The 22,696-nt window shown below is 69.1% G+C and carries 21 protein-coding genes; 1 reads left to right on the top strand and 20 read right to left on the bottom strand.

Annotation, left to right across the window (positions count from 1 at the left end; genetic code table 11):
* Window positions 1-377: 377 nt before the first annotated feature.
* A complete protein-coding gene (locus tag ACFVKT_RS01795; protein WP_385726476.1) occupies window positions 378-1,175 on the top strand; it encodes a tyrosine-protein phosphatase in 798 nt (265 codons plus the stop codon).
* A gap of 55 nt (window positions 1,176-1,230) precedes the next feature.
* On the opposite strand, the gene ACFVKT_RS01790 is transcribed toward ACFVKT_RS01795, so the two are convergent.
* From ACFVKT_RS01790 to ACFVKT_RS01695, 20 genes are all read right to left on the bottom strand, one after another.
* Window positions 1,231-1,347 carry a DUF6126 family protein gene (locus tag ACFVKT_RS01790; protein WP_384393498.1) on the bottom strand — a complete coding sequence of 39 codons (117 nt, stop codon included), beginning with the start codon at window positions 1,345-1,347 and terminating at the stop codon, window positions 1,231-1,233.
* A gap of 32 nt (window positions 1,348-1,379) precedes the next feature.
* Entirely contained in the window at window positions 1,380-2,024 is a 645-nt protein-coding gene (locus tag ACFVKT_RS01785) for a helix-turn-helix domain-containing protein (RefSeq protein WP_385726474.1), read from the bottom strand.
* Window positions 2,025-2,133: 109 nt separating this feature from the next.
* Window positions 2,134-3,603 (bottom strand): aspartate aminotransferase family protein, encoded by a 1,470-nt coding sequence (locus ACFVKT_RS01780; RefSeq protein ID WP_385726472.1) that lies wholly within the window; start codon window positions 3,601-3,603, stop codon window positions 2,134-2,136.
* Window positions 3,600-5,516 (bottom strand): 1-deoxy-D-xylulose-5-phosphate synthase, encoded by a 1,917-nt coding sequence (gene dxs / locus ACFVKT_RS01775; protein ID WP_385726470.1) that lies wholly within the window; start codon window positions 5,514-5,516, stop codon window positions 3,600-3,602. The genes ACFVKT_RS01780 and dxs overlap by 4 nt, the downstream gene beginning before the upstream one ends.
* 28 nt (window positions 5,517-5,544) lie before the next feature.
* Entirely contained in the window at window positions 5,545-6,702 is a 1,158-nt protein-coding gene (gene ispG / locus ACFVKT_RS01770; protein WP_385726468.1) for a flavodoxin-dependent (E)-4-hydroxy-3-methylbut-2-enyl-diphosphate synthase, read from the bottom strand.
* A gap of 4 nt (window positions 6,703-6,706) precedes the next feature.
* Entirely contained in the window at window positions 6,707-7,729 is a 1,023-nt protein-coding gene (gene hpnH / locus ACFVKT_RS01765) for an adenosyl-hopene transferase HpnH (RefSeq protein WP_385726466.1), read from the bottom strand.
* A 5-nt stretch (window positions 7,730-7,734) separates the two neighbouring features.
* The gene (locus tag ACFVKT_RS01760) at window positions 7,735-8,376 is read right to left on the bottom strand and encodes a 1-hydroxy-2-methyl-2-butenyl 4-diphosphate reductase (RefSeq protein WP_385726464.1); all 642 of its coding nucleotides are present in this window, start codon (window positions 8,374-8,376) and stop codon (window positions 7,735-7,737) included.
* Window positions 8,376-10,379, bottom strand: coding sequence for a squalene--hopene cyclase (gene shc, locus ACFVKT_RS01755; RefSeq protein WP_385726462.1), 2,004 nt, complete (start codon window positions 10,377-10,379; stop codon window positions 8,376-8,378). Before shc ends, ACFVKT_RS01760 begins: the two co-directional genes overlap by 1 nt.
* Window positions 10,380-10,491: 112 nt before the next feature.
* Window positions 10,492-11,619: a polyprenyl synthetase family protein gene (locus ACFVKT_RS01750; protein WP_385726460.1), complete on the bottom strand. Its 1,128-nt coding sequence runs from the start codon at window positions 11,617-11,619 to the stop codon at window positions 10,492-10,494.
* A complete protein-coding gene (gene hpnE / locus ACFVKT_RS01745; RefSeq protein WP_385726458.1) occupies window positions 11,619-13,034 on the bottom strand; it encodes a hydroxysqualene dehydroxylase HpnE in 1,416 nt (471 codons plus the stop codon). Before hpnE ends, ACFVKT_RS01750 begins: the two co-directional genes overlap by 1 nt.
* A complete protein-coding gene (locus ACFVKT_RS01740) occupies window positions 13,031-13,171 on the bottom strand; it encodes a DUF6380 family protein (protein ID WP_385726456.1) in 141 nt (46 codons plus the stop codon). The genes hpnE and ACFVKT_RS01740 overlap by 4 nt, the downstream gene beginning before the upstream one ends.
* Entirely contained in the window at window positions 13,171-14,121 is a 951-nt protein-coding gene (hpnD, locus tag ACFVKT_RS01735) for a presqualene diphosphate synthase HpnD (protein WP_385726454.1), read from the bottom strand. Before hpnD ends, ACFVKT_RS01740 begins: the two co-directional genes overlap by 1 nt.
* Complete coding sequence (gene hpnC / locus ACFVKT_RS01730) at window positions 14,118-15,020, bottom strand: squalene synthase HpnC (RefSeq protein ID WP_385726452.1); 903 nt, start codon at window positions 15,018-15,020, stop codon at window positions 14,118-14,120. The genes hpnD and hpnC overlap by 4 nt, the downstream gene beginning before the upstream one ends.
* A 357-nt stretch (window positions 15,021-15,377) precedes the next feature.
* Window positions 15,378-16,157, bottom strand: a complete 780-nt coding sequence (locus ACFVKT_RS01725) for an ABC transporter ATP-binding protein (RefSeq protein WP_385726450.1) — start codon at window positions 16,155-16,157, stop codon at window positions 15,378-15,380.
* Entirely contained in the window at window positions 16,150-17,079 is a 930-nt protein-coding gene (locus tag ACFVKT_RS01720) for an ABC transporter permease (protein WP_385726448.1), read from the bottom strand. Before ACFVKT_RS01720 ends, ACFVKT_RS01725 begins: the two co-directional genes overlap by 8 nt.
* Before the next feature lie 100 nt (window positions 17,080-17,179).
* Window positions 17,180-18,052, bottom strand: a complete 873-nt coding sequence (locus tag ACFVKT_RS01715) for a glycosyltransferase family 2 protein (protein WP_385726446.1) — start codon at window positions 18,050-18,052, stop codon at window positions 17,180-17,182.
* 8 nt (window positions 18,053-18,060) lie between these two features.
* Window positions 18,061-18,843, bottom strand: a complete 783-nt coding sequence (locus ACFVKT_RS01710) for a CDP-alcohol phosphatidyltransferase family protein (protein ID WP_385726444.1) — start codon at window positions 18,841-18,843, stop codon at window positions 18,061-18,063.
* Entirely contained in the window at window positions 18,821-19,882 is a 1,062-nt protein-coding gene (locus ACFVKT_RS01705; RefSeq protein ID WP_385726442.1) for an iron-containing alcohol dehydrogenase family protein, read from the bottom strand. The genes ACFVKT_RS01710 and ACFVKT_RS01705 overlap by 23 nt, the downstream gene beginning before the upstream one ends.
* Window positions 19,870-20,622: a sugar phosphate nucleotidyltransferase gene (locus ACFVKT_RS01700; RefSeq protein WP_385726440.1), complete on the bottom strand. Its 753-nt coding sequence runs from the start codon at window positions 20,620-20,622 to the stop codon at window positions 19,870-19,872. Before ACFVKT_RS01700 ends, ACFVKT_RS01705 begins: the two co-directional genes overlap by 13 nt.
* Window positions 20,619-22,439 (bottom strand): DUF5941 domain-containing protein, encoded by a 1,821-nt coding sequence (locus tag ACFVKT_RS01695; RefSeq protein WP_385728090.1) that lies wholly within the window; start codon window positions 22,437-22,439, stop codon window positions 20,619-20,621. The genes ACFVKT_RS01700 and ACFVKT_RS01695 overlap by 4 nt, the downstream gene beginning before the upstream one ends.
* Between the last annotated feature and the right edge of the window lie 257 nt (window positions 22,440-22,696).

Genomic DNA, 22,696 nt, shown 5'->3' with positions numbered 1-22,696 from the left:
GGTTGACAAAGAGGCGTCGCAACACATCGTCACGAATATGACGCTGCTCACGCACGTGTGCCCAGGATGCTTCATTCCAGAGCTAGTTGTAATGAATCAGCTAATTCGGACAGAACAGCCAGATGCGACGCAGTCGGATAACTGCCACATCACCGTCCGCCCCCGCCACTGCCATCAGCCCTCCGCAGATACGGACGGATGGGTAAATCCAGACACCTTCGCGCGCTCTGCGGCCCGGAGGTAACGGCCCCGCACCTGCGAAGACAACGCCTGTGGACAACTCATTGCCCCAGGAATCCATGTCGTATCGTCGAGTGCGCAACGTCCGTCGGCGGGCGAAGCCGAGCAGCGCCGACGGCTGACTGGGAGGAGCCCCCGTGACACAGCAGGTCCCGTCGACCGAACCTGAGCTGACGGCTGTGCGCAACTTCCGGGATGTGGGCGGCCTGCCCACCGTGGACGGCCACCGGGTGAAGTACGGGGTGCTGTTCCGCAGCGGACATCTCGCGCACGCCACAGCGGACGACGCCGCTTTCCTCGCCTCCCTCGGCCTGCACACGATCTTCGACTTCCGTAACGCGTCGGACCAGAAGCTAGAGGGTCCGGACGTCGAGCTGCCGGGCGTGCGGAACGTGAATCTGCCGCTGACCGACCCGGCCGACGGCTCTGAGTTCTGGAAGATGGTCCGCGACGGCGATCTTGAGCAGTTGCGCGCGCTCCTCGCGGACGGCAAGGCGGCGAACCGGATGATCAACTCCTACCGCGCCATCATCAAGGAGCGCACCGCCGAGCACTCCCAGGTGCTGCACTCGCTCGCCGAGGACAGCGTGCCCGCGCTGATGCACTGCGCCGCGGGCAAGGACCGCGCCGGAATCTCCATAGCCGTGGCACTCCTCGCCGTCGGCGTCGAGCGCGAGGCGATCGTCGCCGACTACCTGGAGTCGAACGCCAAGCACCGTCGCTACAAGGTCCACCGCAGCAGCTCCTCCGCGTCGGCGTACTCCCCGGAGGTCATGGAGCTGCTCAGCCCGCTGTTCGACGCACGCGCCGAGTACCTGACCGCGGCCTTCGAGACGATCGAGGAAACCTGGGGCAGCGTCGACGCCTACCTGGAGCAGGGACTGGGGATCACCCCGGAGCTGCGGAGCCGGCTGCGCGAGCGGCTCCTCGACTGACACACGCCACCTCGGCCGGCACAGGTCACCCGGTCCCGGCCGTCCCGACGTATGCCTACTGGTTCTGCGCGCCCAGTGTGAACAGCAGGTAGACGAAGGCCGCGAAGAGGTGGCCGACGGCGACGTAGATGATCAGCCGCACCCACAGGGCGCGGGGGAGCTTGTCGTCCATGGAGCGGCGCGGGCCGGATTCCGTGGGCTCGGTCATGGTGTCTCTCCCAAGGTCGGGTGCTCCGTCGCCGGACCTAGGCACAGCGCGGCGGTGGGGCTCTGCAGCAGGGTGTGTACGAAGAGCAGCTCGGCGCCGTCCCGGTCGGCGGCGGCGATGCGGTGCGGGGTGAGCGAGTCGAAGTGCGCGCTGTCCCCCGGGGCGAGCACATGGGCGCTGTCACCGAGACGCAGCCGCAGTCGCCCCCTCAGGACGTGCAGCCACTCCTCACCGGCGTGGACGCGCACGATGTCGCCCTGCGAGCCGTACGGCACGTGCACGCGCAGGGCCTGCATCCCGCGGCCCGAGCCGCCGGCCTGCCAGTAGGTCCAGCCGCCCGCCGCGGTCGGCTCCATGTCGGCGGCGCGCACCACGGCGTCACGCTCGGGGACCGACTCGCCGAGCAGCCCGGAGACCGTCGTACCGTAGATACGCGCGAGTGCGAGCAGCATCGGCAGCGAGGGCTGGCGCTGCCCGGTCTCCAGGCGCGAGAGATGGGCGGGCGAGAGCCCGGCGGCACGGGCCGCGGCCTCCAGGGTCAGGGAGGCACGGCGGCGCAGCGCACGGAGCTGGGGTGCGACGACGTGAAGTTCGTCGGCGTTTCCCTGCGGGGAAGGGTTCATACCCTCGGCGGTGCTCATGCCTCCATTGAGCCCGAACCTTACCTCTGAGGCAAATTTCTTGCCCCAGAGGCAAAACCCTGGGCTTCGGCACCTCCGCAGTCTCAGCGCTCCACCACCGTCCGCTCCTTCAGCGGTTCGCCACCGCCTGTTTCACCAGGGTCTTCCCGAAGTCCCACATCAGCCCGCCCCCGCCATGTGCGTCGTCCATCACGGCCGTGAAGGCATCCACGAAGCGGTCCACGTCCCGTTCGTCGATGACCAGCGGCGGGATCAGCTTGATCACCTCCAGGTGATCACCGGAGACCTGGGTGAGGATGCGGTGCCGTTGCAGCAGCGGCACGACCACCATCTGCGCGAACAGCCCCTTGCGTGCGGCCTGCAGCATCGTCCAACGGCTGCGCAGCTTGAGCGACTTGGGCCGCCCGAACTCGATGCCGATCATCAGCCCCCGGCCGCGTACGTCACTCAGCAGCTCGTACTTGTCCACGAGCGCCGCGAGCCGGGACTTCAACTGCTCCCCCGTGGCACGGGCGTTGGCCACGATCTGCTCGTTCTCCATGACCGAGAGCACGGCAAGGCCCGCCGCCATGGCCTGCGCGTTCGACCCGAAGCTCGCCGAGTGCACGAGGACCCGGTCGATCGACGAGTAGACCTTCTTGAAGATCCAGTCCTTGCCCAGCGTGGCGCCGACCGGCACATAACCGCCCGACAACGCCTTGGCCACACACACCAGGTCCGGCTCCACACCCTCCTCGTGCTGATAGGCGTAGAAGTCCCCGGTCCGCCCCAGGCCCGTCTGCACCTCGTCGACGATGAGCAGCGCCTTGTGCTGGTGCAGCAACTCCTGGGCGGCGCGCAGATATCCGGGCGGCGTCTCGTGCACCCCCTTGCCCTGGATGGGTTCGACGATGAGCGCGGCGACGTCGCCCTTCTTCAACTCCCTTGCCAGGGCGTCGAGATCACCGAGCGGGACGGCCGTGTCGGGGAGCAGCGGCGCGAAGCCGTCGCGGAAACCGTCCTCGCCGTTCACGGACAGCGACCCGGTGGTCAGCCCGTGGAAGGCGTGCGGGCAGTACAGGATCCGCGCTTTCCCGGTCGCGTACCGGGCGAACTTCAGCGCGGTCTCGACAGCCTCCGTACCGCTGTTGCCGAAGAACACCCTGTCCAGGTGCGGGCTGTGCACGAGCAGCCGCTCCGCGAGCAGCCCGGGCAGCGGCTGGCAGTCGAAGCGGGTGAGGTCGGCGAGCGAGGCGTCGAGGACGTCGTGCAGCGCCTTGCGGACCACGGGGTGATGGCGGCCCAGGCCCATCACCCCGAAGCCGGCGAGCATGTCCAGGTAGTCCGCCCCGTCCGCGTCCCAGAAGTGCGCGCCCTCGGCCCGCTCGTACACCTTGTCGAAGCCGATGGTGTGCAGCATGCGCGGGAGCTGGTGGTTCAGGTACTTCGCGTGCAGCTCGTAGCGCTCGGCCCCGCGTTCGGCGAGCAGCGCGCCGAGGTCGAACTCCTGCGCCCCGGATGGGGACTTCAGGGAAGACGACTTCCCGGAGGAGGCGGTCTCCTCAGAAGACGCCTTCCCTGAAGCTGAAGGGCTGGTCATTCCTGTTTCTCCTTGGACAGCTCGTCTTTCTCCTTGGACAGCGCGTCCTTGACTGCCAGACCGGCGCTGATCCGCCCGGCGATCTCGACCGGCGTGAGACCTATGTCGGCCAGCACCTCACCACGCTTGGCATGCGCGAGGAACTGCTCCGGAATGCCGAACCGCCGTACGGGTAGGTCGACTTCCGCGTCCCCGAGTGCCAGCGCGACCGCCGCGCCGACGCCGCCCGCCCGGCTGTTGTCCTCGACGACGGCCACCATGCGGTGCTCGGCGGCGAGCCCCGGCAGCGAGGGGTCGACCGGCTTGACCCAGCGCGGGTCGACGACGGTGCAGCCGATACCGCGGGCTTCGAGGAGCTCGGCGGCCTGGAGGCAGACCGGCGCCATGACACCGACGGCCACCAGGAGAACCGACGGCCGCTCCCCCCGGTGCAGGACGTCCATCCCGCCCACGTGGTCGACGGCGGGAATCGCCGGCCCCACCGACTCCTTCGGGAACCGGATCAGCGTCGGCGCGTCATCGACGGCGACCGCCTCCCGTAGCTGCGCCCGCAACTGATCGGCGTCGCGCGGTGCCGCGATCCTGAGCCCCGGCACGACCTGGAGGATCGACAGGTCCCACATGCCGTTGTGCGAGGCACCGTCCACGCCGGTGACTCCGGCCCGGTCAAGGACGAAGGTGACACCGCACCGGTGCAGGGCCACATCCATCAGAAGCTGGTCGAAGGCGCGGTTGAGGAAGGTGGCGTAGACGGCCACGACGGGATGCAGTCCGCCGGTCGCGAGTCCGGCCGCGGAAACGGCGGCATGCTGCTCGGCGATGCCGACGTCCCACACCCGGTCGGGGAACCTCTCGGCGAACTTGCCGAGCCCCACCGGATGCAGCATGGCCGCCGTGATCGCCACGACGTCCTCGCGCTCCGCCCCGATCCTGACGATCTCGTCGCCGAACACCGAGGTCCAGGAAGGCCCGTTGGCGGGTACGAGGGGCTCGCAGGTGAGCGGGTCCATCACACCGACGGTGTGGAAGTGGTCCTCCTCGTGCGCGAGCGCGGGTTCGTAGCCGCGCCCCTTCTCCGTCAGGCAGTGGATCAGCACAGGACCGTGGAAGCGTTTCGCACGCCGCAGCGCGGACTCCATCGCCCCCACGTCGTGCCCGTCGATTGGCCCGACGTACTTGAGCCCGAGGTCCTCGAACATGCCCTGCGGCGCGAAGGCGTCCTTGAACCCCTTCTTCGCCCCGTGCAGCGACTCGTAGATGGTGTTCCCGACCACGGGCGTACGCAGCAGTACGTCCTTGCCCCAGGCGAGAACCTGCTCGTAACTGTCCGTCGTCCTCAGGGTCGCCAGGTGATTGGCGAGGCCGCCGATGGTCGGCGAGTACGAGCGCTCGTTGTCGTTGACGACGATGATCAGCGGCCGGTCCTTGGCGGCGGCGATGTTGTTCAGCGCCTCCCACGCCATGCCCCCGGTGAGCGCGCCGTCGCCGATGACCGCGACGACGTGCCCCTTCTCGCCCTGCACCTGGCGGGCCTTGGCAAGCCCGTCCGCCCAGCCGAGCGCCGTGGAGGCGTGGCTGTTCTCGATGATGTCGTGCTCGGACTCCTCACGCGACGGGTAGCCGGAAAGGCCGCCCTTGCCACGCAGCTTGGAGAAGTCCTGACGTCCCGTCAGCAGCTTGTGTACGTAGCTCTGATGGCCGGTGTCCCACAGGATGCGGTCGACGGGCGACTCGAAGGCCCGGTGGAGCGCGATGGAGAGTTCCACCACCCCCAGATTGGGCCCGAGATGACCGCCGGTCCTCGCGACCGCGTGCACCAGGAACTCCCGGATCTCGTCGGCCAGTTCACCGACCTCCGCCTCGGACAGCGCCTTCAGGTCGCGTGGTCCCCGGATGTTCTCCAGAATCGTCACGCTCGGGCCCCCTCTCGGTCCGTGCTGATCAACTCACGGTGACGGCCGGTTCGCCGGACGCGACGCCGTCGTTCTCCATCTGCTCGGCGATCTTCATCGCCTCTTCGATGAGGGTCTCCACGATCTTCGACTCGGGCACGGTCTTGATGACCTCGCCCTTGACGAAGATCTGCCCCTTGCCGTTGCCGGAAGCGACCCCCAGGTCCGCCTCCCGCGCCTCACCGGGGCCGTTGACGACGCAGCCCATGACCGCGACGCGCAACGGAACCTCCATCCCCTCCAGGCCGGCCGTGACCTCGTCGGCCAGCTTGTACACGTCGACCTGGGCGCGCCCGCAGGACGGGCACGAGACGATCTCCAGGCGCCGCTCACGCAGCCCGAGCGACTCCAGGATCTGCATGCCGACCTTGCACTCCTCGGCGGGCGGCGCGCTCAGGGACACCCGGATGGTGTCCCCGATGCCCTCGCTGAGCAACGCCCCGAAGGCGACAGCCGACTTGATGGTTCCCTGGAACGCCGGTCCCGCCTCCGTCACACCGAGATGCAGCGGGTAGTCGCACTGCGCGGCCAGCAGCCGGTACGCGTTGACCATGACCACCGGGTCGTTGTGCTTCACCGAGATCTTGATGTCCCGGAACCCGTGCTCCTCGAAGAGCGAGGCCTCCCACAGAGCCGACTCGACGAGCGCCTCGGGCGTCGCCTTGCCGTACTTCTTCAGCAGCCGCTGGTCGAGCGACCCGGCGTTGACGCCGATCCGGATCGGGGTGCCAGCGGCGGAGGCCGCCCGCGCGATCTCCCGCACCTTGTCGTCGAACTGCTTGATGTTGCCCGGGTTCACCCGGACCGCCGCGCACCCGGCGTCGATGGCCGCGAACACGTACTTCGGCTGGAAGTGGATGTCCGCGATCACCGGGATCTGCGACTTCCTGGCGATGGTCGCGAGGGCGTCCGCGTCGTCCTGTGTGGGACAGGCGACGCGGACGATCTGGCAGCCGGACGCGGTGAGTTCCGCGATCTGCTGCAAGGTGGCACCGATGTCCGACGTACGCGTCGTCGTCATCGACTGCACCGACACCGGCGCTCCGCCCCCGACCGCCACCGGTCCGACCTGGATCTGCCGCGAGACACGGCGCTCCGCGATCGGTCGGACCGGCACCTCGGGGAGGCCCAAGGAAACGGCGGTCATGCCGTCACACGCGGCTTTCCGTGAAGGTCTCACGGGAGGCGCGGATGGACTCCTTGAGGGAGCTCATGGTGGCGAGGACGGCCGTCGGCTCGTAGCCGCAGTGCGCCATGCAGTTGGCACACCGGTCGTCCTTGCCGCGGCCGTAGGAGTCCCAGTCGGTCTCCTCCAGAAGCTGCTTGTACGTCTGCACGTACCCGTCGCTCATCAGATAGCAGGGTTTCTGCCAGCCGAAGAGCGAGTAGCTCGGGATCGCCCAGGCCGTGCACGGAAAGTCGACCTTGCCTTCCAGGAAGTCCAGGAAGAGCGGGCTGTGGTTGAGGCGCCAGCGGCGCCGGTTGCCGCCCGCGAAGGCCTTCTTGAAGAGCTCCCGGGTCTGCTGGACGCCGAGGAAGTGCTCCTGGTCGGGAGCCTTCTCGTAGGCGTAGGCGGGCGAGAGCATCATCTCGTCGACCTTCAGGTCGTCGTTGAGGAAGTTGAGGACCTCGATGATGGTCTGCGGGGTGTCGGTGTTGAAGAACGTCGAGTTGGTGGTGACCCGGAAGCCGCGGCGCTTGGCCTCCTTGATGGCCTCGACGGCCTCGTCGAAGACGCCTTCCTTGGCGACGGACTCGTCGTGCCGCTCGCGCAGCCCGTCGATGTGCACGGCCCACGCGAAGTACGGCGAGGGCTTGAACTTGTCCATCTTCTTGCGCAGCAGCATCGCGTTGGTGCAGAGGAAGACGAACTTCTTCTTGGCCACCAACTGCCGGACGATCTCGTCGATCTGAGGGTGCATCAGCGGCTCACCGCCGGCGATGGACACCATCGGCGCACCCGATTCGAGCACCGCGCCCACGGCCTGGGCCACGGGCATCCGCTGCTTCAGCACCCCGGCGGGGTGCTGGATCTTGCCGCAGCCCTCACATGCGAGGTTGCAGGCGAAGAGGGGTTCCAGCTCGACGATCAGCGCGAATTTGTCCCGCTTCCTGAGCTTCTGTTCAAACAGGTATGCAGCGACCTTCATGGACTGCCGAAGCGGCATGGCCATCTGGCTCACCTCCGAGGGAGCAGCAAAGAACGGTGCCATTCATAAAAAGCGGGAAGGACGGCACGAAGAACACGGAAAGCTGATATTCCACCGCGCACCGTACCGATTCGGACGAGTTCATGTTCTGGAGCGTCCACGACCACCCGTACGGCCGCAACCGGGCGCACGCCCGTGCGCACGGCGCTCCGGAGCGTGGACGCCGATTCCATGTCGACCGCGATCGCGCCGGTCGCGAGCAGAGCCGGCCGTTCGTGACCGCGTACGACGTGATCGGAGCCCCTGAGCGGCCCCGTGTGGACGGTGCGCCCGGGCAGGGCACGCACCAGTTCCTTGACCAGCAGTTCAGTGCCCACGCACGGCGTGCTGCCGTGCGCGTCACGGGTTTCCTCGGCGACGACCAGGTCCCCGGGGTGCATGCCCGGGGCGAGCCCCGCGCAGAACCCCGTGGCCAGGACGGCCGCCTCGCGCAGCGCCGGGTCCGCGAGGATCCGGCTGACCGCCCGCTCGGCGGCCTTGGGCCCCATGCCCGTACGCAGCACGGTGACGGGCCCGTCGGCGCCGCCCCGGTCGCCGCTGCGCAGCGCGAGGTGCTCGATGCCGAGCGCGCAGGCGATGAGCAGCGGGGCCGGTTCGGGCTTCGTACTCATCAGCCCCCCTTGGCCGCGGCGAAGGGCTCGCCGTGGACATACCGGCCGAGCGCCGTGAGGGGGAAGACCTGGCGGTAGAGGTGGTAGTTGATCGAGAAGTCCCACGGGAACCCGGTGCCGGTGAAGTACGGCTCGTCCCAGGAGCCGTCCGCCAGCTGGGTCTCCGCGAGCCAGGCGACCCCGCGCTCGGCGGCCTTGGAGTCGCGCTCCCCCGCCGCGAGCAGGGCGAGCAGCGCCCACCCGGTCTGGGAGGCCGTCGAGGCTCCGCGGCCGCTCCACTCGGGGACGTCGTGGTAGGAGCGCAGATCCTCGCCCCAGCCCCCGTCGTCGTTCTGTACGGTCTCCAGCCAGGCCACGGCCCGGCGGATCGCCGGGTGGGAGCCGGGCAGTCCTGCGGCGACCAGTGCGGGCACCACCGACCCTGTGCCGTATACGTAGTTGACGCCCCAGCGCCCGAACCAGGAGCCGTTCGCCTCCTGTTCGGCGAGCAGCCACTCGATGCCCCGGCGGGTGCGCGGGTCGTGCGAGAGTCCCTCGAAGGCGAGCATCTCGACGACATGCGCGGTGACGTCGGCGGACGGCGGGTCGATGACCTCGCCGAAGTCGCAGAACGGCAGCCGGTTGGGGAAGGCGCTGGTGTTGTCGACGTCGAAGGCGCCCCAGGCACCGTTCTTCGACTGCATGCCGAGGTTCCAGCGCACTCCGCGCCCGATGGCGTTCTCCAGGCGCTCCGGGTCGTGGTGCTTGACCCGGCGCAGCGCGAGTACGACCTCGGCGGTGTCGTCGATGTCGGGGTAGTTGTCGTTGTGGAACTCGAACGCCCAGCCGCCCGGCTGAAGATGAGGCCGTTTGACCGACCAGTCACCCGGCCTGACGATCTCCTCCCCCAGCATCCAGTCCGCGGCCTTCACGAGCTGTGGATGGTCGGCGGGGACGCCCGCGTCGGCGAGGGCGATGGTGGCCAGACAGGTGTCCCACACCGGTGACTGGCAGGCCTCGATCATCCGGGAGCCGTCCTCCCGCCAGATGGCGAAACGGTCCAGCGACTCCAACCCGGCACGGATCACCGGGTGTTCGAGGTCGTAGCCGAGCAGATGGAGTGCGATGACCGAGTACACGGCGGGCGGCTGGATCCCTCCCCAGCAGCCGTCGTTCTCCTGCCGCTCGATGATCCAGCGCCCCGCCGTGTTCATCGCGGCTCTGCGCAGCCTCCGGGACGCGACCTTGCGGTACTGATGCAGAACCCTGTCGAGGCGCTCGAACACGCCGTCCCAACTCGCCACCGGGGCAAGAGGCTTGACCGGGTTGGGGTTGCGCGCGTCGGTGTGCAGCTCGTCGAGCGGGAACGGCGCGGGCCGCACCGGACGCTTCGCCGAGACGATGGTGAGCGGCACGATCGTCTGTCGCGCCCAGCACCCGAAGTCGTAGATGTTGAGCGGCATCCACTTCGGGAAGTAGATGAGCTCCGGCGGGAGTTCGGGCAGGTCGTCCCACTTCCACCAGCCGAACAGGGCGAGCCAGATCCGGGTGAAGACACGGGCCGAGGCGATACCGCCCCGCTCGCGGATCCACGCGGACGCCTTCGCCATGTGCGGCTCGTCCGGGGCGTCCCCGGCCAGCCGCAGGGCGACGTACGCCTCGATGGTGGCGGAGAGGTCACCGGGTCCGCCGTAGAACGTGGCCCAGGTGCCGTCGTCGCGCTGCTCGCCGCGGATGAAGAGGCCGGCGGCGCGGGTGGTCGTCTCGTCGAGGATGCCCAGGAACTGACGCAGGAGCAGGTCTTCGGCGTCCATCGTGACGTTGGTCTCGAGGTCGCCCTTCCACCAGCCCTGGGGGTCCTGCCGAGAGAGCAGGAAGTCGGTGGCACGCTCTATCGCGCGCGTGGCGGCGTCTCGGGTCTCGACTGTCCCGGCCGCCCCGGGAGTTGTCGTCTCTGCGGTTTCGCGGGCCGAGGCAGTGCGGGGCGGCATGGCCCCGGTACTTCCGTCGGTCGTCGCTGTCATGGCTTCCCCTTCGTGCAGTGGCATGTCTCTGCTGTGGGTCCGCCGTCGGCCGGTACGCGTTCTCCCGCGGCACCGGCCGGCGACTACGCGAGGTTTATTCGACCGATACTGATCATCTCTTTCGTACGACGACGAAGTCGGCGAGCTCCACGAACTGGGCCCGCACCTGTTCCGGCATGTGGATCGTGTCGAGGGCCTCGACGGCGATCGCGTGCTGGCGGCGCGCCTCCTCGGCGGTCCAGTCGCGGCCGCCGGCCTCCTCGATGAGCGCGGCGCGCGCGGCGAACTCCTCCTCGGAGAAGTTCTCGAAGTCACTGGCCTTGGCGTCGGCGGCGAGCAGTTCGCCGAGCCGCTCCGAGGCCGGGCCGCCCGCGGCGAGCGCGGCCACCACGGGCAGGGACTTCTTGCGCTGGCGCAGATCGCTCCAGGTCTGCTTCCCGGTGGACTCCGGGTCGCCCCAGATGCCGAGGAGGTCGTCGACGGCCTGGAAGGCGAGGCCGAGGTGGTAGCCGTACTTCTCCAGCGTGTCGGCCATGTGGTCGTCCGCGCCGCCGAGCACCGCGCCGATGGAGCAGGCGCAGGCGAGCAGGGCGCCCGTCTTGTTGCCCTCCATCTCCAGGCACTCCTCGACGGTGACCCGCTCGCGGTGCTCGTAGGAGATGTCCTGGGCCTGCCCGTCGATGAGAGCGCGGGTGGCGGCGGTCAGGCGCCGGGTGGCGCGGCCCGCCTCGGCCGTGCCGAGTTCCAGCAGGACCTCGTTGGCCAGGGCGAACAGGGCGTCGCCGACGAGGATCGCCTGGGCGGGACCGTGCACCTTCCAGACGGTGTCGCGGTGCCGGCGCTGTTCGTCGCCGTCCATCAGGTCGTCGTGCAGCAGCGAGAAGTTGTGGACCAGTTCGACGGAGACCGCGCCTGGTACGCCCACTTCGGGAGCGGCACCGGCGGCCTGCGCGGACAGGACGGCGAGCGCGGGGCGTACGGCCTTGCCGCCGTCGCCGTCCGCGGGGTTGCCCTCGGCGTCGATCCAGCCGAAGTGGTAGGCGGCGACAGTGTCCATGGGGGGCGCCAGGCGGTCGACGGCCGCCCGCAGCACCGGTGTGGCCAGGGTCCGGCCGCGCTCCAGGAGCGCGGTCACGTCCACCGCGTCGGCAGCCGTTTCGGCCGGGGGCACAGTGGGCACAGTCTCTCCTCTTGTTGCGGTACCGGGGGTGCGGGGGCCGGCCGCGCGCTGATCGAGCATCAGGCTGCCTCCTCTGCTTCGAAGAGGTGATCGCGGGGCCGGCCCAGGGCGCCCAGCGCGGCTTCCGCCGCGCTGACACCACTGCGGACCGCACTCTCCATGGTCGCGGGCCACCCTGTGGCGGTCCACGCTCCGGCCAGATAGAGACCGGGAGCCTTGGTGCGAGCGCCGGGCCGCAGCCGCCCGACGCCTGGGGTGGGGGCGAACGTCGCCGTACGCTCCCGGGTCACGAAGAAATCCGTCACCTGCGCCCCGCGCGCGCCGGGCAACAGCCGCTCCAGCTCCGGCAGATAGCGCTCGCGCAGTACGGACACCGGCTCGTCGATCTCGTCCTGCGCGGCCGACTGCGAGAGGGCCAGATACTGCCCCTCCCTCAGTCCGGAGGCCTCGGTGCGGTCGAAGACCCATTGCACCGGGGAGCCGAGTGCCGCGAAGAACGGCCGCGTGAGCACTTTGCGGTCGTAGACGACATGGACGTTGAGAATCGGCGCCGTGCCGATCTCAAGGAGCCGCTCCGGGGCGTCGAGCGCGCCGGCGGGCAGCAGATCGTGTGCTTCACGATGCGGTACGGCGAGGACAACCGTGTCGGCCTCCAGCGTCTCGCCGGGAACCTGAACCCTCCACCGCCCGTTTCCGTTGGAGGAGATGGAGGTGACGCGTGTACGGACTTCGGTACGCACGCCCGCGGAGTCGAGCGCCTTGCGGGCCAGAGTGTCGTGCAGTTCGCCCAGCGGGACGCGCGCCCAGCCGATGTCGGCCGCGCCCGGGTCGGACAGCAGACCGGTCTTGAACACCATCGCGGCGAGCCCGAGCGAGGAGTCTTTGGCCACCGCGTTGAGGGTGGCGACCCCCACCAGGTCCCACAGTGCCTCGACGGCACGCTCCGACTGACCGTGCGCGGCCAGCCAGCTGCCGAAGTTCTGCGCGTCGAGCGCCGGATCGGCGAGGTCGAGCCCCTTGAGTGCCAAGGCGGCACGCCCGACTTTGGCGCGCTCGGAGAGCGACAGATGTGGGTACGTCGCGAGGCTTTTCGCCAGATGCAGCGGTACGGGCAACGCGGTGCGGCCGATTCTGCCGAGCCGCCTCCCGGGTTTCGCCTCGGCGTCGAGAACGGGCACGTCGAGACGATCCTGCAGCGGCGCCAGCGAGGCTCCGTCGACGCGGTCGAGGAACCACCGATAGGCGGTGCAGCAGCGCAGATACACATGCTGACCGTTGTCGACGGTGAGGTCGCCGCGCTGGAAGGAGAAGGCGAGACCGCCGAGCCTCGGCCGGCCTTCGAGCAGCGTCACGCGCACCCCGGCATCGGCGAGTGCCAGCGCGGCGGTGATCCCGGCGAGCCCTCCGCCGACCACCACGGCGGTTGCCGTGTCCGGGCGGCCCGCGGTGTCCGCGGGCTGCGTGACGTCACTCATCGTGCACCCTCCCCCTGGGCCGTACCGCGAAGATCGAACAGTGGGCGGCAGGCCGTTGAAGTCAGGGACGCCCCGCGGCTGCGGAGGGTTGCGTGCCACTTTTCGCCAATGGAATCACCTTGGCCCAAATTGTCCATCAGGCGCGCCTCCTGACGGTCCGGCGGGATACGTGCCGGGCGTCGAGTCCCGAGAGTCCACGCACGGCGACGTACGCCTTCTCGCGGCCCGGCAGCGAGACACGGCCGCGCAGCACGGCCTCCGGCTCGCGCTCGATGCGGTCGAGGAGACGGCGGTAGATGCCGGCCATGGCCGCGACACAGGCGCCGCTGCGCCGGTCCAGCATGGGCAGCAGCCCATAGCCCTCGGCGAAAAGGGCGCGGGCCCTACGCACTTCGAAGTGCACGAGGCCCGCGAAGTCGGAACCGGGCGGCGGCGTAGGCCCGTTGAACCCGGCCGAGCAGCCGAACTTGGCGAGGTCGTCGGCGGGCAGATACGTGCGCCCGCCCTCGGCGTCCTCACGCACGTCCCGCAGGATGTTGGTGAGCTGGAGCGCGAGCCCGAGCGTGTCGGCATACTCCGGCGCGCGCTCGGCTCCGCGCGCCCCCGGTTCCGTACCGAACACGCCGAGCGAGAGCCGCCCGATCGCCCCGGCCACACACCGGCAGTAGACCTTCAGGTCGTCCCATGTCTCGTACGTCTCACCGCGTACGTCCATGAGGACACCGTCGATGAGTTCGTCGAGGCCCTCGAGGGGGACCGGGAAGTGGCCGGCGGTATGACTGAGGGCGACCGCGACCGGGTCGGTGTCGTCCTCGTCCACGGATCCGTCGCGGACCCGGGCGAGCAGTGCCCGGGTGTCCTCCAGCCGGGACGCCTTCACGTCCGTCGGGAGGGCGCCGTCGCCGATGTCGTCCACGCGCCGTGAGAACGCGTAGAGCGCCGACATCGCGCGGCGCTTGGATGTCGGCAGAAGTCTGATGCCGTACGCGAAGTTACGCGCCTGCTGACTCGTCACTGCTTCGCAGTAGCTGTAAGCGGCGAGTACCGGTGCGGGCACGTGCTGGTCCGACTCCACGGTCCGGATCACCCCTTTCCTCGCAGGGTCACTCCCACCTCGCGCAGCAACTGGAGCTTGCCGGGCTTCGGCGGGCCGGGAAGTACGTCATATTCGGCGGCGACGATCGCACGGATCGCCGCTCTTCCCCCCGCAACGAACCCCGCGAGCAGCAGCTTCAGCCTGCCGTGGACGCTACCCACGAGGGGGGTGCCTTCATTCAGGAGGTTCCGGGCGCGTTCTGCTTCGTATGCAACCAGTGCACGCACCGATGCGCCTGCCGTGGGCAGGGCCAGATCCGCTTCTTGGACATGAAAGCGCTTCATGTCCTCGGCGGGGAGATAGACACGGTCGCGGCCGAGGTCCTCGGCGACGTCCTGGAGGTGTTCGACGATCTGCAGCGCCGTGCACACCGCGTCGGAGCGGCGGACGCGCTCGGGGGTCTCGGTGCCGGTGACGGCCAGGACGAGACGGCCGACGGGATTGGCGGAGAGCTCGCAGTAGGCGACGAGATCGTCGTAGGTCTCGTACCGCGTGACCAGCTGGTCCTGGCGGTTCGCCGCGATCAGACCGAGAAAGGGTTCGGGCTTGAGGCCGGCGCGCCGGACGGTGGGCTGGAGGCGGCGCAGCAGCGGGTGGCGCGGGGTCGAGTCGAACACGCGGTGCAGGTCGGCCTCGAAGGCGTCGAGGAGTACGAGGCGGTCCTCGGCCTCCGCGGGCTCCACGCCGAGCAGGCGGGCGTCAGCGCCCCCCGGGGCCAGGTCGCCGTCACCGATGTCGTCGACCAGGCGGGCGAAGCCGTACACGGCCATCAGATCGTCACGCCAGGCCTTGGGCAGAAAGAAGGGCGCCACAGGGAAGTTCTCGTCCGCGGCCTTGTCGAGGGTGTCGCGCTCCGGGTCACCGGTGCGCGCCGTCCCGGCTTCGGTCACCGCTCGCCGCCCGGCGCGGGGACGGCACACGCATCGCGGAGCTGGAGAGTTTCCGTAGCCATTGCCGTCACATCTCCCGTTCTACACTGCTCACCCAATAGTGCCCATTTCGGACACGCCGCGCATACGTCCGCGCGGCGCAGCCGTGCCGGGTGCGCGCATTATCGCCCTACTTGCCGCGAATCAGCACCGGTACAGCTTACGTTGTACAACGCGGCACAGTCCGTCGGGGTGTCCTGCACATCACAACAACACACCGATTGGCGTCAAGATTCCTAAGCACGCCAGGAGTTGGCGTTTCCTTTGCAGACGCAGGGCCCCGCCGAAGAGTTCCGGCGGGGCCCTGGGCGAAATGGGCTACTTGCCCGTGAACTTCTCGTACTCCTTGAGGACCTCTTCGGTGGGGCCGTCCAGCCGCAGCTCACCGCGCTCCAGCCAGAGCACCCGGTCGCAGGTGTCGCGGATCGACTTGTTGTTGTGACTGACCAGAAACACCGTGCCGGCGCTCTTGCGCAGCTCCCGGATGCGCTCCTCGGAGCGCTTCTGGAACTTGCGGTCACCGGTGGCCAGGGCCTCGTCGATCATCAGGACGTCGTGGTCCTTGGCGGCCGCGATGGAGAAGCGCAGGCGGGCCGCCATGCCGGACGAGTAGGTGCGCATGGGAAGGGTGATGAAGTCGCCCTTCTCGTTGATGCCCGAGAACTCGACGATCTCCTCGTAGCGCTCCTTGATCTCCTCGCGGGACATGCCCATCGCGAGCCCGCCCAGAATGACGTTCCGCTCGCCCGTCAGATCGTTCATGAGGGCCGCGTTGACGCCGAGCAGCGAGGGCTGGCCGTCGGTGTAGACCTTGCCCTTCTCCGCGGGCAGCAGTCCGGCGATGGCGCGCAGGAGAGTCGACTTGCCGGAGCCGTTCGAGCCGATCAGACCGACGGCCTCGCCCCGGTAGGCGGTGAAGGAGACGCCCCGGACGGCGTGCACCTTGCGTACGCCGCGCTCCTCGCCGCGCTTGAACATGCGGCTGAGGGCGGAGGTGGCGCTGCCCTTCCCGGTCTTGGCGCCGTTGACGCGGTAGACGATGTGCAGCTCGTCGGCGATGACCGTGGGGATGTGGGAGTCGGTGCGCTGCTCAGCCACGTCCGTACCTCTCTTCCGCCTTCCAGAAGTACACGAACCCGCCGAGCGCGACGAGGACGGCCCAGCCGCCCGCGACCGCCCAGACGTGCGGGGGCAGGTTCTCGGAGCCGTAGGCGTCGATGAGCGCGAAGCGCATCAGGTCCATGTAGATCGCGGCGGGGTTCCACTGCAGGATGTCGGCGATCCACCGCGGCTTGTCGGCGAGCATCACGGGGATGGAGTACATGACGCCGGACGCGTACATCCAGGTACGCATCACGAACGGCATGAGCTGCGCCAGGTCCGGGGTCTTGGAACCCAGCCGCGCCATGATCAGCGCGAGGCCGACGTTGAAGAGGAACTGCAGTGCGAGGACCGGGACGATCAGCAGCCACGAGAGACTCGGGTAGCTGCCGAACCCGATCGCCACGGCGAACAGCACGAGCATCGAGAACAGCAACTGCTGGAGCTGCTGGAGCGAGAACGAGATGGGCAGTGCGGCGCGCGGGAAGTGCAGCGCCCGGACCAGCCCGAGGTTGCCGGAGATCGCCCGGACCCCCGACATCACCGAACTCTGGGTGAAGGTGAAGGTGAAGACACCCGTCACCAGGAACGGGATGTACACCTTGATCGACATGCCGCGGTCGGCCTGCAGGATGAGACCGAAGATCAGGAAGTACACGAACGCGTTGAGCAGGGGTGTGACGACCTGCCAGAGCTGGCCCAGCTTCGCCTGGCTGTACTGGGCGGTCAGTCTCGCCTGCGAGAAGGCGATGATGAAGTGGCGTCTTCCCCACAGCTGACGCACGTACTCGGCGAGCCCCGGCCGGGCGCCGCTGACCGCGAGCCCGTACTTGGCGGCGATCTCGGCCGCTGAGAGCCCGTCATCGGGCGACGGTCGTTCGCTCACCGCGACTCCGCCGTCATGCGTTGTCTCACTCACAAGTGGAAACTTTCGTCTTCAAGATGCGCACAGCCTGGTCGGGCATAGGCATGAGCCAGGGACCTGGGTACGGCCACGAATGGTCTCAGAAATGAGCTTGTCAGATGACAGGAGGTCGGCCCAGTCGGGTCAGCCGCCACACCGTACGCCACTTCATGGGGCGCCTGGGGCCGCACGGGCTTGTCCAGCCCTCCCGGAATCCGCCGAACCAGGCCCGCAGGGCGGCCCTTGAGGGGCGGCGGGCCAGGGTCAGAAGCATCCACACGCCCAGGTAGACCGGGACGAGGGGGGCGGGGAGGTTGCGGCGCGCGAGCCAGACGCGGTTGCGGGCCACCATGCGGTGGTAGACCGCGTGCCGCGAGGGCTCGGTCGTGGGGTGGTTCAGCACCATGTCGGACCGGTAGTCGATCATCCAGCCCGCGTCGAGAGCCCGCCATGCCAGGTCGGTCTCCTCGTGTGCGTAGAAGAACTCGTCCGGGAGTTCGCCGACTTCGCAGAAGACCTTCGTACGGACTGCGTTGGCGCCGCCGAGGAAGGTGGTGACCCGGGAGTTGCGCAGCGGGTCGGAGGCGCGCAGCCGCGGGACGTGGCGGCGCTGGGTCTCGCCTGTCTTCGGGTCGGTGATGCGGAAGCTGATGATGCCGAGCCGCGGGTCGGCCGTGAAGGCCTGGCGGCACATTTCGACGGTGTCGTGGCGGGCGAGGAGGCCGTCGTCGTCCAGGAAAAGGAGGATGTCGACCTCGCTGCCGCCGGGGCCGAACGCCTCTATGCCGACGTTTCGGCCGCCGGGTATGCCGAGGTTCTCGGGCAGTTCGACCGTACGTATGCCCTCTGGGACGACGGGCAGGGGCGAGCCGTTGCCGACCACGACCACCTGGACCGCGTCGCCGTCCTGCTTGGCGACCGAGTCGAGCAGGGCCCGGAGTTCCTCGGGGCGGTTGCCCATGGTGATGACGACCGCGCCGACCCTCATCGCCGCGCTCACTTCAGCCTGCTCGAGGCGAGGATGGACACGAGGTGCAGCAGGGTCTGCAGGATCGCGATGCCGGCCAGCAGCGCGATGCCGAGGCGGGTCCAGAAGAGGTCGCCGCCGATCAGGTCGAGGACCGCGACGAAGAGGATGAAGAGGCTGGCCTCCACGCCGCCGACCAGCCGGTGGAATTTCAGGGCCGCGGCTGCCCGGCGGGCCAGGGCCAGCCGCGAGGAGAGCGGCGTGGACGCCTCGTCCTTGACCGCGGGCAGGCCGCTGCGGGCCCGCGCCACGTCGACCAGGTCGGTCTCGGCCTTGATCAGGATCGCGCCGAGGGCCGCAAGGGTGCCCACGAAGGCCCACAGCCACTCGGGGCTCCCGGAGCCGTCCCAAAGGTCCGCGCCGCGCAGGCCGAAGCCCACGAGGAGGGCCGCCTCGGAGAGGTAGTGGCCGATGCGGTCCAGGTAGACGCCGGTGATCGAGGTCTGCTTGCGCCAGCGGGCTATCTCACCGTCGACGCAGTCGAGCAGCAGGTAGAGCTGGATCAGGATCGCGCCGAGCAGCGCCCCGGTCAGGCCCGGCACGAGCAGCGCGGCACCGGCGAGGACACCCGCGACGACCATCAGATAGGTGAGCTGGTTGGGCGTGATCCTGGAGTTGACCAGGAACGGGTCCACCCGCAGCGAGATCTCTCGCATGTACAGGCGTCCCGCCCAGTGCTCACCGCTGCGCCGGTCCTTCACCCCTGTGGGGTGAACGACGGGGCGGAGTTCAGCTACTGATGGCCTTGGCATAGTCGGCGTAGATGTCCTTGATCTGGTGGGTTTTCAGGTCTAGGTGTTCGAGGATCGTGTAGCGGCCGGGCCTGGTCTGCGGAGCGAACTCCACGACCTGGCAGAACTCGTCGACGGTGAAGCCGATCTCCTCCGGTGTCACCGGCAGCCCGTGCCGGTGGAGCACCTCGGCCATGTACGCCGACTCCTCGTGCGCCCCCCGCACATACATCGCGAAGGCCGCGCCCAGGCCGCACTGCTCGCCGTGGCTCGCCGCCCGCTTGGGGAAGAGGAGGTCGAAGGCGTGGTTGATCTCGTGACACGCGCCGGAGGAGGGGCGCGAGTCGCCCGACACCGACATGGCGACACCGCTGAGGACCAGGGCCTCGGCGAGCACCTGGAGGAAGCTGTTGTCGCCGATGCCGCCGGGGTGCCGCAGCACGGCCTCACCGGCCTGACGTGCCATCGCGGCGGCAAGGCCGTCGATCCGCTCGCCGTTGACACGATTCGCCAGTTCCCAGTCGGCGATCGCGGAGATGTTGGAAACGGCGTCGCCGATGCCGGCGCGCACGAAGCGCGCGGGGGCCTCCCGGATCACATCGAGGTCGATGACGACCGCGATGGGGTTCGGCACACCGTACGAACCGCGCCCGGCGTCGTTGTCGAGCGTCGCGACCGGCGAGCACAGGCCGTCGTGCGCGAGGTTCGTGGGCACCGCGACCAGGGGGAGGCCGATGCGTGCCGCGGCGAACTTCGCGCAGTCGATGATCTTGCCGCCGCCCAGACCCACGACCGCGTCATAGTGTCCGGCCTTCATGGCGCCGGCCAGCTCGATCGCGTCGTCGAGGGTGCCGCCGTCGACCTCGTACCAGGTAGCGCCCGGCAGATCCGGAGCGAGCCGTTCGCGCAGCTTGGCTCCGGAGCCGCCGCTCACCGCGACGGCGAGCTTCCCGGAGTGCGAGATCCGCTCGTCGGACAGCACGCCCGCCAGGTCGTCCAGGGCACCGGGACGGATGTCGACGACGACCGGCGAGGGTATGAGCCTCGTCAGTACCGGCACGCGATCTCACGTCCCTTGGCGAGGTCGTCGTGGTTGTCTATCTCGACCCACGGGACGTCCCCGATCGGCGCGACGTCGATCTGGAAGCCGCGGTTGACGAGCTCCTGGTAGCCGTGCTCGTAGAACTGCTGCGGGTCGGTCTCCCACACCGTCTTCAGGGCGTCGGCCAGTTCGTCGGCGGCCGCGCCCTCGATCAGGGTGACGCCGATGTACTCGCCGGTGGCCTCGGCGGGCTCCATGAGCTTGGTGATCTTCCGGACGCCCTGATCGGGGTCCACGACGACCTTCATCTCCTCGTCGGCGAGCTTCTTCACCGTGTCGAGGGCGAGGATGATCTTCTTGCCGCCGCCGCGGGCGGCGAGCAGCGTCTTCTCGACGGAGACCGGGTGCACGGTGTCGCCGTTGGCGAGGATCACCCCGCCCCTGAGGGCGTCACGGCCGCACCACAGGGAGTAGGCGTTGTTCCACTCCTCGGCCTTGTCGTTGTCGATGAGGGTGAGCTTGAGGCCGTACTTCTCCTCAAGGGCCGCCTGGCGCTCGTACACGGCTTCCTTGCGGTAGCCGACGATGATGCCGACCTCGGTCAGACCGATCTCCGCGAAGTTGCCGAGGGTCAGGTCCAGAACCGTGATGCTGTCCTCCACACCCGCAGGGCCCACCGGCACGAGAGCCTTGGGCAGGCTGTCCGTGTAGGGGCGCAGACGGCGGCCGGCGCCGGCCGCCAGCACGAGGCCGATCATGCGGGTTCTCCTTCATCGTGTACGGCGGGTGCGCCGCCCAAATGAGCGGTCACCCAGAAGCGGATGCTCTCGACGAGCACCAGCAGGGCCACGGCCGCAGCGAGGGCCGTGAGCGCGACCTTGAACTGCTCGGCAGTGAGCAGCGCGGCGAGAACGACGACCAGCAGCGTCCTGCCTTCGTGCCCGCCGATCGCCCGCACCAGCCAGTGCGGCGGTGCGCCGGCGTTGCCGCGAATGCGGTACACCGTGTCGTAGTGATGGTAGGCGACAGCGGCCACCAGGCCGAAAGCTGCAGGAAGTGCTCCGTTTACCTCTGCTTTAACTGCGAGTACCAGAACGGTGCCGTATTCGGCCGCCCGGTAGATCGGCGGGACCAGCCAGTCGAGGGCGCCCTTGAGGGGCCGGGCAAGGGCCGCGGGCGACAGAAGCACGTAGATCACGGCGCCCAGGACGGGCCACCAGCTGCCGTACGGGGCGAGCGCGGCGCCGAGCACGACGAGGGCTCCGGCGGCAAAGGCGACGTACGCCGGACCACCGCGCTGAACCCCACGAGTGAAGCGGGTCAGCAGCTCCGCCGGCGGCCCCGAGTCGGTGAGGTCGGCGAGGGCCTTGGCAGCACGGTCGGTGCGTTGGGCCTTGCGGGTGAGGGAGCGCAGGACGCGGCCCGCCGTCGTGTACGTCGCCGCGAAGGCGCAGCCGGTGAGCAGCGCGTAGAAGGTGATGCGCGGTGTCGTCAGCGCGGTGAGGACGGCGATCATCGCCCAGCGTTCGCCGATGGGCAGGACGATCATGCGGCGCAGCCAGACGGTCCAGCCGACGCTGTCGAGCCTGCCGGAAAGGGCCGCGGTGGGGCTGGCCGGCGACAACGTACCGAGCGCGGTGGCGTCGTGATTCGCCTCGTTGAAGGAGAAGTCGACGACGTGACGGCAGGTCTGCAGGACCATCGCGCCCAGGGCGAGTGCCCATACGTCATCGCCGGCGCGGGCGGCTCCGAGGGCGAGGCCCGCGTAGTAGGCGTACTCCTTGGCGCGGTCGAAGGTCGCGTCGAGCCAGGCGCCGAGGGTGGAGTACTGAAGGGAGTAGCGGGCGAGCTGTCCGTCCGTGCAGTCCAGGACGAAGGAGAAGAGGAGCAGCAGGCCGGCGGCGACGAAGCCGGCGCGGGTGCCGGTGGCGGCGCAGCCCGCGGCTATCAGGGCGGTGAGGAGTGAGGCGGTCGTCACCTGGTTGGGGGTGAGGCCGCGGCGGGCGCACCAGCGGGCTATGTAGCGCGAGTACGGGCTGATGCAGTACGTCGTGAAGAAGCCGTCGCGGGCCTTCACGGCGCTGCGCAGTCGTACAGCCTCGTCGTCGACGGCGGAGACGGCCTGCCGGACCTCGTTGCGTTCCTGCGGGTCGGCCGGGACGGCGGCGACGAGCGTGCCGAGCTCGGGGCGGTGCACGTCCACGCCGTCGGCGTCGAGGGTCGTGGTGATGCGGTCGGCGAGGTTGTCCGTGGCTATGGCGACGCCGCCCGCGGTGGAGCTCTCCCGGGCGATCGCCCCGGTCAGCGCCCGGCGTGCGGCGGGCTGCACGGAGACGGCGCCGGGCAGTGCGGCAACGGGGAAGCGCGGGTCCGTGAGGCCGAGGCGCAGTGCGTGCACGTGTCCCATGAAGCGGGTGTCGACCACGGCGACCCGCTGGTCGGCCGGCACGGCGGCCAGGAGTGTCCCGGCATCACCGGCGTCGTGGGCGAGCCGCACGTCGAAGCCGAGCGACCGCAGATCGCCTTCGAGCGACGATCCGGGGACCGGCTGACCGGTGAGGATGGCGGTCGACAGCGAACTCACTCCCTGGGTGGCCGACGCGGCCTGGCGCCGGGCGTGTGCTTGATGTGGGCGCCCAGAGGCTGGTCCGGGCGGCGTGTCGGCAGAGGGTACCGGATGAATGGAAGCAGTTGTTCACCGATCGTTCAGGTCTGATCAACCAGATCTGCCTTGTTGCCTCCGACGCGATCATCATCAGGGGGTCCGGGCCACAAACCGTGCCATCATATCGCCGTATTTCCGACATGCTGGTACGGACCTTCGCGCGTCCA

It is taken from the genome of Streptomyces sp. NPDC127595 (assembly GCF_042671685.1).
Taxonomy (GTDB): Bacteria; Actinomycetota; Actinomycetes; order Streptomycetales; family Streptomycetaceae; genus Streptomyces.
This window is presented reverse-complemented; position numbering and strand designations above follow the sequence as displayed.

Excerpts from the sequence above, each read along its gene's own strand:
- ACFVKT_RS01790 (WP_384393498.1), bottom strand. The coding sequence starts at position 1,347 with ATGGACGACAAGCTCCCCCGCGCCCTGTGGGTGCGGCTGATCATCTAC.
- ACFVKT_RS01785 (WP_385726474.1), bottom strand. The coding sequence starts at position 2,024 with ATGAGCACCGCCGAGGGTATGAACCCTTCCCCGCAGGGAAACGCCGAC.
- ACFVKT_RS01780 (WP_385726472.1), bottom strand. The coding sequence starts at position 3,603 with ATGACCAGCCCTTCAGCTTCAGGGAAGGCGTCTTCTGAGGAGACCGCC.
- ispG (WP_385726468.1), bottom strand. The coding sequence starts at position 6,702 with ATGACCGCCGTTTCCTTGGGCCTCCCCGAGGTGCCGGTCCGACCGATC.
- hpnH (WP_385726466.1), bottom strand. The coding sequence starts at position 7,729 with ATGGCCATGCCGCTTCGGCAGTCCATGAAGGTCGCTGCATACCTGTTT.
- ACFVKT_RS01760 (WP_385726464.1), bottom strand. The coding sequence starts at position 8,376 with ATGAGTACGAAGCCCGAACCGGCCCCGCTGCTCATCGCCTGCGCGCTC.
- shc (WP_385726462.1), bottom strand. The coding sequence starts at position 10,379 with ATGACAGCGACGACCGACGGAAGTACCGGGGCCATGCCGCCCCGCACT.
- ACFVKT_RS01750 (WP_385726460.1), bottom strand. The coding sequence starts at position 11,619 with ATGCTCGATCAGCGCGCGGCCGGCCCCCGCACCCCCGGTACCGCAACA.
- hpnE (WP_385726458.1), bottom strand. The coding sequence starts at position 13,034 with ATGAGTGACGTCACGCAGCCCGCGGACACCGCGGGCCGCCCGGACACG.
- ACFVKT_RS01740 (WP_385726456.1), bottom strand. The coding sequence starts at position 13,171 with ATGGACAATTTGGGCCAAGGTGATTCCATTGGCGAAAAGTGGCACGCA.
- ACFVKT_RS01715 (WP_385726446.1), bottom strand. The coding sequence starts at position 18,052 with ATGAGGGTCGGCGCGGTCGTCATCACCATGGGCAACCGCCCCGAGGAA.
- ACFVKT_RS01710 (WP_385726444.1), bottom strand. The coding sequence starts at position 18,843 with ATGCCAAGGCCATCAGTAGCTGAACTCCGCCCCGTCGTTCACCCCACA.
- ACFVKT_RS01700 (WP_385726440.1), bottom strand. The coding sequence starts at position 20,622 with ATGATCGGCCTCGTGCTGGCGGCCGGCGCCGGCCGCCGTCTGCGCCCC.